The 10,626-nt window shown below is 65.5% G+C and carries 13 protein-coding genes; 12 read left to right on the forward strand and 1 reads right to left on the reverse strand.

Annotation, left to right across the window (positions count from 1 at the left end):
* The first annotated feature begins 24 nt into the window (after positions 1 to 24).
* From argB to ACK4TE_RS11890, 5 genes are read left to right on the forward strand one after another with little or no spacing between them, the layout of a single operon-like run.
* Positions 25 to 921, forward strand: coding sequence for an acetylglutamate kinase (gene argB, locus ACK4TE_RS11870; RefSeq protein ID WP_409911732.1), 897 nt, complete (start codon positions 25 to 27; stop codon positions 919 to 921).
* Positions 896 to 1,930 (forward strand): DUF1036 domain-containing protein, encoded by a 1,035-nt coding sequence (locus tag ACK4TE_RS11875; RefSeq protein ID WP_409911733.1) that lies wholly within the window; start codon positions 896 to 898, stop codon positions 1,928 to 1,930. The genes argB and ACK4TE_RS11875 overlap by 26 nt, the downstream gene beginning before the upstream one ends.
* Positions 1,930 to 2,664: a pyrimidine 5'-nucleotidase gene (locus ACK4TE_RS11880; RefSeq protein WP_409911734.1), complete on the forward strand. Its 735-nt coding sequence runs from the start codon at positions 1,930 to 1,932 to the stop codon at positions 2,662 to 2,664. The genes ACK4TE_RS11875 and ACK4TE_RS11880 overlap by 1 nt, the downstream gene beginning before the upstream one ends.
* Before the next feature lie 5 nt (positions 2,665 to 2,669).
* Complete coding sequence (gene dapD, locus ACK4TE_RS11885; RefSeq protein ID WP_409911735.1) at positions 2,670 to 3,497, forward strand: 2,3,4,5-tetrahydropyridine-2,6-dicarboxylate N-succinyltransferase; 828 nt, start codon at positions 2,670 to 2,672, stop codon at positions 3,495 to 3,497.
* A gap of 8 nt (positions 3,498 to 3,505) precedes the next feature.
* Complete coding sequence (locus ACK4TE_RS11890; RefSeq protein ID WP_409911736.1) at positions 3,506 to 4,327, forward strand: protein phosphatase 2C domain-containing protein; 822 nt, start codon at positions 3,506 to 3,508, stop codon at positions 4,325 to 4,327.
* Here ACK4TE_RS11890 and ACK4TE_RS11895 read toward each other — a convergent pair.
* A complete protein-coding gene (locus ACK4TE_RS11895; protein WP_409911737.1) occupies positions 4,317 to 5,075 on the reverse strand; it encodes an alpha/beta fold hydrolase in 759 nt (252 codons plus the stop codon). The genes ACK4TE_RS11890 and ACK4TE_RS11895 overlap by 11 nt on opposite strands.
* A gap of 54 nt (positions 5,076 to 5,129) precedes the next feature.
* Between ACK4TE_RS11895 and ACK4TE_RS11900 the strand changes: the two genes are divergently transcribed.
* From ACK4TE_RS11900 to ACK4TE_RS11930, 7 genes are all read left to right on the forward strand, one after another.
* Entirely contained in the window at positions 5,130 to 6,305 is a 1,176-nt protein-coding gene (locus ACK4TE_RS11900; RefSeq protein ID WP_409911738.1) for a glycosyltransferase family 4 protein, read from the forward strand.
* Between the two features lie 9 nt (positions 6,306 to 6,314).
* Positions 6,315 to 7,352, forward strand: coding sequence for a glycosyltransferase family 9 protein (locus ACK4TE_RS11905; RefSeq protein WP_409911739.1), 1,038 nt, complete (start codon positions 6,315 to 6,317; stop codon positions 7,350 to 7,352).
* A gap of 115 nt (positions 7,353 to 7,467) precedes the next feature.
* A complete protein-coding gene (gene infC, locus ACK4TE_RS11910) occupies positions 7,468 to 8,010 on the forward strand; it encodes a translation initiation factor IF-3 (RefSeq protein WP_409911744.1) in 543 nt (180 codons plus the stop codon).
* A 161-nt stretch (positions 8,011 to 8,171) separates the two neighbouring features.
* A complete protein-coding gene (locus ACK4TE_RS11915) occupies positions 8,172 to 8,666 on the forward strand; it encodes an Hcp family type VI secretion system effector (protein WP_409911740.1) in 495 nt (164 codons plus the stop codon).
* A gap of 94 nt (positions 8,667 to 8,760) precedes the next feature.
* Positions 8,761 to 9,333, forward strand: coding sequence for a hypothetical protein (locus ACK4TE_RS11920; RefSeq protein ID WP_409911741.1), 573 nt, complete (start codon positions 8,761 to 8,763; stop codon positions 9,331 to 9,333).
* A 4-nt stretch (positions 9,334 to 9,337) separates the two neighbouring features.
* A complete protein-coding gene (locus ACK4TE_RS11925) occupies positions 9,338 to 9,826 on the forward strand; it encodes a DUF3592 domain-containing protein (RefSeq protein WP_409911742.1) in 489 nt (162 codons plus the stop codon).
* Positions 9,811 to 10,605, forward strand: coding sequence for a hypothetical protein (locus ACK4TE_RS11930; RefSeq protein WP_409911743.1), 795 nt, complete (start codon positions 9,811 to 9,813; stop codon positions 10,603 to 10,605). The genes ACK4TE_RS11925 and ACK4TE_RS11930 overlap by 16 nt, the downstream gene beginning before the upstream one ends.
* Positions 10,606 to 10,626 lie beyond the last annotated feature (21 nt).

Genomic DNA, 10,626 nt, shown 5'->3' on the forward strand with positions numbered 1-10,626 from the left:
CGAAACGCACTAAACACCGGCCCCATGACCGAAGCTCAGACCCAGGCCCTGCTGACGGCCCGCACCCTGTCCGAAGCGCTGCCTTACCTGCAGCGCTACGACAACCAGACCATCGTAATCAAATATGGCGGCCACGCCATGGTGGATCCCGAGCTGGCGAAGGCGTTTGCGCGCGATGTCGTGCTCCTGAAACTGCTCGGCATCCACCCGGTCGTCGTGCACGGCGGCGGCCCGCAGATCGGCGCGATGCTCGACAAGCTCGCCATCAAGTCGGAGTTCAAGGACGGCCTGCGTGTTACCGACGACGCGACCATGGAAGTCGTCGAGATGGTCCTCTCCGGCCCGATCAACAAATCCATCGTGCGCGCCATCAATGCGGCGGGCGGCAAGGCGGTCGGCCTCTCAGGCGCCGATGGCAACCTGATCCGGGCCCGCAAGGCCACCAAGACCACCAAGGACCCCGACAGCAATATCGAGAGCGTCGTAGATCTTGGCTATGTCGGCGAGCCGGAACACGTCGACATTGCCGTCCTGAAAGCCTTGCGGGATTCCGATGATGACCTGATCCCGGTGGTCGCCCCGGTCGGCATCGGCGAGGACGGCGCCCGCTACAATATCAACGCGGATACGGCTGCCGGCGCAGTCGCTGCAGCGCTCGGCGCGAGCCGCCTCCTGCTGCTGACCGATGTCGCCGGCGTGCTCGACAAGCAGAAGAATCTCCTCCGCGAAATCCGCGTCGCCGAGATTCCGGGCCTGATTGCGGACGGCACCGCTGCAGGTGGTATGATTCCCAAACTTGAAACGGCAGCGCATTCTGTGATTCATGGCGTCGGGGCGGCGGTAATCCTCGATGGGCGTGCCCCGCACGCCCTGCTCATGGAGCTGTTCACTGAACATGGCGCTGGAACGCTTGTTTCTTAGGCTTGTCGTCCTCGCGGTTGCGACGGCCACCGCACTTCTGCTGCCGGCCCCTGCACAGGCGCAGGCCGAAAGCGGCTGGCAGCTCTGCAACCGCACCAGCTACATCATCGAAGCGGCGGTCGGCCATGCCGAAGGCGCCGGCATCCAGGTCGAGGGCTGGACCAAGCTTGCCCCCGGCACCTGCGAGGTGGCGCTTCCTGGTCCGCTTGTTCCGGGCACACACTATCTGTATGGCCGCGGCTCCGACGCGCACCAGGGCGGCGGCCGCGAATGGGGCGGGCGCTATGAACTGTGCGTGGACCCGACCGGCGGTTTCGCGCTCGAAAGCCCGCCGGATTGTGCTTCGATGGGACTGGAGGCGCAGGGCTTCCGCCCGGTGAAGATCGACCGTGCCGACAGCTGGACCAACAATTTCACCGAGATCGAGAACTGGTCGCTCGACAATGCCCGGAACGCCGGCCTGCAGCGCCTGCTGGACGAGGCCGGTATTGTCTCCGGCACCATCGACGGCCATATCGGCTCGCGCACCCGCGCCGCAATCAATGACTTCCTGAAACTCAAGGGCCTGCCGGCGGACACGTCCGACGCCGACCTGATTGACTATCTGGAACAGGCCGCTGATGAGCGCAGCCGTGCCGTCGGCTTCACCCTCTGCAACCGCACCAAGCAGCGCGTCTGGAGCGCCATAGCCCGGCGCAGCACCGATGGTTGGGAAAGCCGCGGCTGGTGGCGCATTGAGGCAGGCGGCTGCGCCCGCGTGATCGACCGCCCGCTGCGCGGCTCGGAACATTTCGTTTATGCCGAACTGGAAGAGCCGGGCGGCATCCGCACCCTGTCGCGCGCATCCGAAGCCTTCTGTGTCGGCCGTTCCAAATTTGCCATCTCCGGCCGCGACAAGTGCGAGGAGGGCAGCTACCGCACCGCGCTCTTCGCCCGCACGCCTGCGCCGACCGAGCGCAAGCTCGTCTACGAATTCTTCGAACGCGACTTCACGCAGGCCCCGCAATAATGGCGTCCGATCCGCCGGGCCTTGGTCACGTCGCCGACTGGGTGTTCGACCTCGACAACACCCTCTACCCCGCCGAGTGCGATCTCTTCGCCGAGATCGACACGCGGATGACGGATTTCGTTGCCCGCCTGACGAACCTGCCGCCCGAGGAAGCCCGCAAACTGCAGAAGCACTATTACGCCACCTATGGCACGACACTCGCCGGGCTGATGACCGAGCACGGTCTCGATCCGGCGGATTTCCTGCACTATGTGCACGAGATCGACCTCTCGCCGCTGCCGGACCTGCCCGGCCTGCGCAGCGCCATCGCTGCCCTTCCGGGGCGCAAGTTCATCTACACCAATGGCCCGCGCCGCCATGCCGAGCGGGTGACAGAGAAGATGGGCCTTGCACACCTCTTTAATGCGAGCTTCGGCATCGAGGACAGCGCCTATACGCCAAAGCCCAACCTCTCCGCCTACCAGTCCTTCTGCCGCATCAACCAGGTCGCCCCAGAAGGCGCCGCCTTCTTCGAAGACCTTGCCCGCAACCTCCTGCCCGCTAAATCATTGGGCTTCACCACGGTGCTCGTGCACTCGACCAAGGACTGGAGCCATGAGCCGGTCGAAGCGCGTCCCGCCGGCGCTGGCGACCGGTTCGGGGGTGACGGGGAGGGGCACATCGACTACATCACCGGCGACCTTGCCGCCTTCCTGCAGTCGGCGGTGGACCTGACAGCGACGAAGAAAGACTGAGACCGATGCCTGATGCCCTCGCCCGCGTAATCGAATCTGCCTGGGAGGCGCGCGATACGCTCTCGACCTCGACCACAGGCGAAGTGCGCGATGCCGTCGACGCCGCCATCAGCCTGCTCGATTCGGGTGAAGCGCGCGTCGCCACGAAAGAGGCTGACGGCAGCTGGAAAGTGCATCAATGGCTGAAGAAGGCCGTGCTCCTCTCCTTCCGCCTCAATGCCAACGGTGCGATCTCCGGAACCCCCGGCGGCGGCAACTGGTGGGACAAGGTGCCATCGAAATTCGAAGGTTGGGGCGCGAAGGAATTCCAGGACGCCAGCTTCCGTGCTGTGCCGCCCTGCGCCGTGCGTCGCGGCGCCTATATCGCGAAGAATGCCGTGCTGATGCCGTCCTATGTGAATATCGGCGCGCATGTCGGCGAAGGCACGATGATCGACACCTGGGCCTCGGTCGGCTCCTGCGCGCAGGTCGGCAAGAACTGCCACATCTCCGCCGGCACCGGCATCGGCGGCGTGCTCGAGCCGCTGCAGGCCAACCCCACCATCATCGAAGACAACTGCTTCATCGGCGCGCGATCTGAAGTCGTCGAAGGCGTCATCGTCGGGGAAGGCTCGGTGCTGGCGATGGGCGTCTTCATCACCCAGTCCACCAAGATCGTGAACCGCCAGACCGGCGAGATCATCTATGGCAAGGTGCCGCCCTTCTCCGTCATCGTCCCCGGCACGCTGCCCGACCCCAAAGGTGGCCCCTCGCTCGCCTGCGCGGTCATCGTCAAGACAGTAGACGCCAAGACGCGCGAGAAAACGGCCGTCAACGAACTGCTGCGCGACTAGGAAACACAATGTCCATCGAAGTGCTCGACTGGATCAACGATCCCGGCACTCCCGGCAAGACAGGCGACGACAGGTTTGGGCATGATGCCTCTGCCGGCCGCGCCTGGGTCATCGATGGCGCCACCGATGCAACTGACCTGAAGCCTTTCCCGAATGCGGAAAGCGGCGCGGCCTGGCTGGCGGAAACCTTCTCCTCCCGGCTGATGTTCACCGCCCCGCAGGCCGGGGAAGGGGCGAAGCCCTATTTCGGCCGTGTACTGACGGAGGTCGCGGCCGAGGCGGCCCGCCAATCGGCGATCCCGCTCGGCACCTTGCCGGGTGAAGCGCTGCCGGTCGCCTCTTCCATGTGGATGCGCCGCGACGGGCGCGCCTGCGAATTCGTCTGGTCAGGCGACTGTTTCGCCATCGCAGAGGAAGGCCGCGAGCGCGTCCGCCTGATCGGCACGGAAGAGAAGGCGGGCGATGAAACCCGCGCCGCTGCCGGCATGCTCGCCATGCCGAACGAAGAGCGTTGGGCTATCCTGCAGGCACAGCGGCGCGGCGCTAACGATCCGGCCCGCGGCCTCGTCACGCTGAACCCCGCTGCGGCCCGGCATATGGCAACCGAACGCCTGACGCTGCCCGAAGGCGCGCATGTTCTGCTGATGACCGATGGCTTCTACCGCTTTGTCGAACCCTACCGCCTCGAAACCCCGCAGAGCCTGCTCGCCCGCGTCCTCGAACACGGCCTCCTGCCCACACTCCTCGCCCTGCGCGCCCACGAGGCAAAACCGCACAGCCAGCGCCTGAAAGCGCGCGACGATGCGGCGGCGGTATTGATCAGGCTTTGACCAGACCCGCCATCTCCGCGCATACGGCCAGCAGCCGCGCGATATCCTCGTCGCGCGAAAGGCGGTGGTCGCCGTCTTTCACCAGCGTCAGCACAAGGTCCGGCGTCGTCAGCGCCGAGGCAAGCGCAAGCGCATGGCCCCAGGGCACATCCGGGTCTTCCATCCCCTGCAGTATGCGCACCGGCCCTTCGAAGGCGATATCGCCGTCTAGGATCGACCAGTTCCTGCCATCCTCGATCAGCGCCCGCGTGATCGCGTAAGGTTCTCCGTAGTCTGACGGTCTCAGCGTGAAGCCTTCCTGCAATATCTCGTCCTGCTGCTCCGGCGTGAATTCCGGCCACATCAGCTTTTCGGTAAAGTCCGGCGCCGGCGCGATCAGCACCAGCCCCTTTACCCGCTCCGGCCGCGCCTGCGCCGCCAGAAGCGCCATCCATCCGCCCATGCTCGAGCCGACCAGCACCAGAGACCCCTCGCTCAGCGCATCTATCACAGCGAGCATATCCTCCCGCCAGGCGGAGATCGTGCCGTCCTCGAAACGCCCTTCCGATTGACCGTGTCCGGAATAATCGAACAGCAGCGCGCCATGCCCGTGCGCCTTCGACCATGCCTCTACCGCCTGCGCCTTGCCGCCGCTCATGTCCGACTTGAAACCGCAGAGCCAGACAAATGTCGGCGAGCCTGCAGCCGCTCTGACGCGCCGGTAAGCCAGGCGCCTGCCTTCGGGTGAGGTGAAATAGTCCATTGTCATGGCAGTTGCCTTCCGTCATCTGTCTCGCCTGTCAAGCGAGTCGAGGCGTGCCGCGTGTTGGGCGATTTCCCGGATCTCAAGGGCCGGACCATTCTTCAGGTCGCGCCGGAACTCTCTGCCGGCGGCGTGGAACGCACGGTTCTTGAAGTCACTGAAGCCATCATCGAGGCCGGCGGCCGCGCCCTGCTCGCCAGCAAGGGCGGCCGGATGGAGCCGGAGTTCGAGCGCCTCGGCGGCGAGCTTTTCCGCATGGATGCCAAGTCGCGCAACCCCGTCACGATCAAGCTCAATGAAGGCCGCCTCCGCCAGATCATCCGCGAGGAGAAGGTGGACCTCGTCCACGCTCGCTCCCGCGCCCCGGCCTGGAGCGCATGGGCCGCGGCAAAGGCCGAAGGCGTTCCCTTCGTAACCACCTATCACGGTGCCTATTCCGGCACCTCCGGCCTGAAGCGGGCCTACAACTCCGTCATGGCGAGAGGTGATCTCGTCATCGCCAATTCCGAATGGATCGCGGAACATATCCGCAAGGTGCACGAAACGGATCCCGCCCGCATCATCACCATTCCGCGCGGTGTTGATCTTGTCGCCTTCGATCCCGCCCGGGTGCCTGCATCCGAAGTCGAGCGTATCCGCGCCCTCTGGGGCCTTGCGGGCGATACGCGCCTCGTCCTCCTCCTGCCCGGCCGGCTCACCCGCTGGAAAGGGCAGGGCCTCGCCATCGACGCAATGTCGCGCCTGACGCCCGAGGAGCGCGCGGGTCTCGTCCTCGTCCTCGCGGGGGATGCGCAGGGGCGGGATGCCTATGTGGACGAGCTGCAGCACCAGATCGAAACGCTCGGCCTCAAGGAGACCGTGCGCCTCTCGCCCCATATCGCCGGCAGCGACATGCCCGCCGCCTATCTCGCCGCCGGCGTCGTGCTCGCCCCCTCGATCCGTCCGGAAGCCTTCGGCCGGGTCGCCGCCGAAGCCTCGGCCATGGAGCGCCCCGTCATCGTTTCGGATCATGGCGGCGGGCGCGAAACGGTCATCGAATACGTCACCGGCACACGGGTCGAGCCCGGCTCGGCGGCGGCCCTAGCCGGGGGAATCCGGGCCCTCCTGTCCCTCGGTCCGACCGCCCGCGCGTCCATGGGCCGCGAGGGCCGGGCCCATGTCATTCGCCACTTCTCCAAAAGGGGGCTTCAGGCCGCGACCCTCAGCGTCTATAAGCGCTTGTTGGAGAAGGGGTAATCAGACCTGTTGACGAGCGAGCGCAAGCGAAGCGCCAGCCCGGTGAATCCGGGTGCGAAGGCGAAAGAGGTGCTGATCATCAAGCTCAGCGCCCTCGGCGATTTCGTGCTCGCGCTTGGCGCCATGCGCGCGGTGCGCGAGTTTCACCCCTCCGCCCGTATCACGCTGCTGACCACCCCGCCCTATGAGGAATTCGCCAAGCTCCTGCCTTATGTCGACGTGGTCGAGACCGATGGCCGCCCGGAAGGCCTGAAGCCCACAGCCGCGCTGATCCAGCGCATCAAGAAGGCGAAGTACGATATCATCTACGATTTCCAGACGAGCGGGCGTACGAAGAACTATTTCTCCGCCCTGATGCGCGGCGGCAAGGCGCCGCTCTGGTCCGGCCATCACGAGAAGGCCGCTTTCTTCCACGACAATCCGGCCCGCGCCACGATGCACTCCATCGACCGCCTGGCAGAGCAGCTCGAAGTTGCCGGTGTCGCACCGCAGGGCCGTTGGCTCGGCAAAAGTGCGCCGTTCCCGGATCTCGGCTGGGTGCGCCCGAAGCTCGGCAACACGCCGCGCCTCGCGCCCGCCTATTTCGGCCTGACCCAGCCTTACATGCTGCTCATCCCCGGCGCCTCCGAACACCGTGAGGCCAAGCGCTGGCCGGTCGAGAACTATGCCGCCCTCGCCAAGCGCATTGCCGATGCCGGCATCCAGCCCGCCATCATCGGCGGCACCGCCGAAGGCCAGATCGCCCACGAAATCGTCCGGCGCGAGCCGCGCGTCAAAAGCCTTGTGACACGCACGGACCTGTTCCAGATCGTCACGCTGGCCGAAACCGCCCTGTTCGTCGTCGGCAACGATACCGGCCCCATGCACATGGCCACCCTCGCCGGCGCCCCCGGCATCGCCCTCTTCGCCCTCACCGAGAGCAACCCGGACCATTCCGCCCCCCGCGGCCCCAAACCCGTGATCGTCAACGCCGCCCCGACCTTGCAGGAACTGAGCGTCGATGATGTCTGGCAATCCGTCCGCGCCCTCGGCGTTCTGCCGCGCTGACGCCGCTGCCCACTTGACCCGCCCCCCGGTCCCGGTTAGCCCCCTGCGCTTGCCGGAGCCCGTAAATACGGGCATATTCCCGCGACCCTGAAACAATCCGAGAAGGAGACTTGCCATAGCTCGCAGACCTGAAGCCGAAGCGCCCGTTAAGAAACAGGCAGGCCCACGCATCAACGAAGAGATCCGCGCCTCGAAGGTGCTGCTCATCGACGAGAATGGCGAGAAACAAGGCGTCATGCCGATCGGGGCGGCGCTGGACGCGGCGCGCGATGCCGGGCTTGACCTTGTAGAGGTCTCCGCCGGCCAGGAAGTGCCGGTCGTGAAGATCCTCGACTATGGCAAGGTGCGCTTCGAGGAGCGCAAGAAGAAGGCCGCCGCGAAGAAGAAGCAGAAATCTTCCGAGCTCAAAGAGATCAAGATCCGGCCGAACATCGACACGCATGACTACGAAGTGAAAGCGCGTGCCATCTCCCGCTTCTTCGAAGAGGGTGACAAGGTGAAGATCACGCTGCGCTTCCGCGGCCGCGAGATGGCGCACCAGCATCTCGGCATGGAATTGCTCGAGAAGATGAAAAAGGATTTCGAGGCCACCGCCAAGGTCGAACTCGAGCCCAAACTCGAAGGCAAGCAGATGACCATGGTCCTCGCCCCGCGCTGAGGCCTGATCAAAGAGACACGAGGCAGGCGGAGCAGCAATGCTCCGCCTGCTGTCGTTCCGGGCATGGCTTGCCGCAGCGCCTCGCCGGTGGCATCCTTGTGGCTGTCCCGCATCCGGACACGGACAATCCGGCCGCATGCGGAAAGGGGGAGGAGAAACCCATGATCCGCAAGACATTGCTCGCGCTGTTCGCCGCCATGATCGCGACCGCCCTGCCGGCCCTTGCTGCCGGCTACCTCAAGCTCGGTGACATCAAGGGCGAGTCCACCGACGCCCGGCACAAGGACTGGATCACAATCGAAAGCCTCGCCGAAGGCATCGATGTGCCCACCTCCGCCGCGGCCGGCGGCGGCTCTGCCCGCGCCGGAAAAGTTCAGGTCCGCCCGATTGTCATAACCAAGGCTACCGACAGCACGACGCCGCAGATCCGGCAGGCAGCGCTGACCGGGAAGGTTCTGAAAGACGCCACCATCGAAGTTGAAGGGCTCACCGTTACGCTCAAGAATGTGACGGTTACCTCCGCGTCCAGCCAGACCGTTTCCGGCAAACAGGTCGAGGAAGTCGTGCTTGTGGCAAGTGAGATCAGCTGGGCCGCGAAGGCGCCGGGCGGCGCAGCCGTCAGCGCGACATTCAACTCAAAGACCGGAACGCCCTGACCTGAAGCACCCGGCCTTCGGACTTGCCGATGACAGCACAGCGCGGCATGCCTAAGCCATGCTGAAACATCTCCTGCTGCCAGGACTGCTTCTAATGACGCTCCTGCCCCTTCTCGCCTTCGGGGCGCGCACCGTGCCCGCCGGTCTTCCCGGGGGAGGGCAGGTCGCCCTGCCGGCCCGCTACGAACTCGTCACGGAAGACAACTATCGGTGGCGGGACACTGGCGGCGTCACGGCCTATCGCAATCACCGCTCCATGCTCTCCGGCACGTCCGAATGCGACGGCATGATCGCTGTGGCGCGCGCAGACCGCCACACCAGCCTCGATGCCTTCGTCTCTGCCTCCCGTGCCATGCTGACGAACCGCTGGTCGGTTGCGGACGAGACCGAAGGCCGCTGGTATGGCAAGGAGGATACGAAACTGCCGGTCGAGCGCCGCGAGGGGCCGGAGGGCCCTGAAATCTCCGGCGTCCTGTCTGTCCATATGGTCGGTACACTGAGGGTCTACGACAAGCCGGGACGTTTCTACGCTGTTGACCACAAGAGCGGGCTTCGCATCGCGGTCTGGATTTTCGATAGCCATGGCGGCGAGAAACAGGCGCGCAAGATCGCTGCAGCAATTGCGGAATCCTATACGCCGGGCGTGTCGGCGGGCCCGGGGCGATAGGCACATGGATGTCTTCATGCGCTGGCTGTTTGTCATCCTGTTCGGCGGCCTGGGCCTGATGCTGGTCTATGTCGGCGTCACGCAGTTTTTCATGCAGCGCCGCATTGCGACCCATGCCCGCCCGGTTCAGGCCGAGATCTTTCATTCAGAGATCATCCGCAGCGAAACGCGCGACACTGACCGCAGCGTCACGCGCAACACCTCTACTGTCAGCTTCACACCGGAGGTCGCGTTCCGCTACGCGGTCAAGGGCACGGTCTACGAAAGCGATCTCCTGCGCCCGAACATCATCGTCACCAGCTTTGCCTCGCAGGAAGCCGCCGCTGAAGAGATCGCCGCCTTCCCGGTTGGCGCGCAGGTTCAGGCCTGGGTGGACGAGGCGCATCCGGACAAGGCCTTCCTGCTTCTGGAAAAGGGCATCGGCCCGATCATCTTCATGCTGGTTGGCACGGTGGCGCTGCTGGCGGCATGGCTTTCTTGGCGGTTCCTGTGAACGGCTGGCCGCGCCGTCAGTTCGGCGACATCTCGCTCGCCATCCCGCCCGGCCTCATGGAGGATGACGAGGCCCCGCCCGGATGTCTCGTGGCGCTCACCGCGCTTGCGCCGGCAACCCTCCGTATCCGGAAGATCGGGATCGGCGCGGCCACCAGCCTCGCCGACATCCTCTCTGGCCTCACCGAAGCGCCGCCGCAGAGGGACCAGGCCGGGCAGGGGCATGTCTGGCCAGGCCTTCGGGCTGAGCCGCAAGGCGCGCCGTGCCGGATGCATTTCTTGTTCGAGAGCGGGGGCGCGGCCTATCACGGCCTTGCCGAAGCCCCGGCGGATCTCTGGGCGGACTATGGCATCTTCCTCGAGGCGGTCATGCGTTCGATCGATCCCGGCGGCACGCCCTCGCCGCGTCTTCCGCTCTTTACCGGGCAGGGCGTGCCGGACGTGACAGAGCGGGCGCCCGTGGCCGATACGGTGGAGGACATCCGCCGCAGGCTGGATGAGGTCTCCGGCGAAGCAGTCGCCCTGATCGTCGCCCTGCGCTTCGGCGAGGCCGAGGCTCTGGTCCGCCACATCGATGCCGATATCTACGGGGCCAATGCGCTCGCCGGCGCCTACGAGGCCGCGCTTGAACAGTCACCCGAAGCGCCCGGCCTGTTCGATCGCGCCCTATACTGGGCTCGCAGCGCTTTCCCGGACCCGCATACGCCGCTTGAGGCTGAACAATACGATTCGGCACTCAAGGCCAGCGAGGCGCGCCTCCGGAAAATCACCGGACGCTGAGCGGGGGATGTCCGGAGCGAA

It is taken from the genome of Hyphomonas sp. (assembly GCF_046313975.1).
Lineage (GTDB): Bacteria > Pseudomonadota > Alphaproteobacteria > Caulobacterales > Hyphomonadaceae > Hyphomonas.

What these genes read in the sequence shown, in the direction of transcription:
- argB (WP_409911732.1), top strand. Translation starts at nt 25, where the DNA reads ATGACCGAAGCTCAGACCCAGGCCCTGCTGACGGCCCGCACCCTGTCC.
- ACK4TE_RS11875 (WP_409911733.1), top strand. Translation starts at nt 896, where the DNA reads ATGGCGCTGGAACGCTTGTTTCTTAGGCTTGTCGTCCTCGCGGTTGCG.
- ACK4TE_RS11880 (WP_409911734.1), top strand. Translation starts at nt 1,930, where the DNA reads ATGGCGTCCGATCCGCCGGGCCTTGGTCACGTCGCCGACTGGGTGTTC.
- dapD (WP_409911735.1), top strand. Translation starts at nt 2,670, where the DNA reads ATGCCTGATGCCCTCGCCCGCGTAATCGAATCTGCCTGGGAGGCGCGC.
- ACK4TE_RS11890 (WP_409911736.1), top strand. Translation starts at nt 3,506, where the DNA reads ATGTCCATCGAAGTGCTCGACTGGATCAACGATCCCGGCACTCCCGGC.
- ACK4TE_RS11895 (WP_409911737.1), bottom strand. Translation starts at nt 5,075, where the DNA reads ATGACAATGGACTATTTCACCTCACCCGAAGGCAGGCGCCTGGCTTAC.
- ACK4TE_RS11915 (WP_409911740.1), top strand. Translation starts at nt 8,172, where the DNA reads ATGATCCGCAAGACATTGCTCGCGCTGTTCGCCGCCATGATCGCGACC.
- ACK4TE_RS11920 (WP_409911741.1), top strand. Translation starts at nt 8,761, where the DNA reads ATGACGCTCCTGCCCCTTCTCGCCTTCGGGGCGCGCACCGTGCCCGCC.
- ACK4TE_RS11925 (WP_409911742.1), top strand. Translation starts at nt 9,338, where the DNA reads ATGGATGTCTTCATGCGCTGGCTGTTTGTCATCCTGTTCGGCGGCCTG.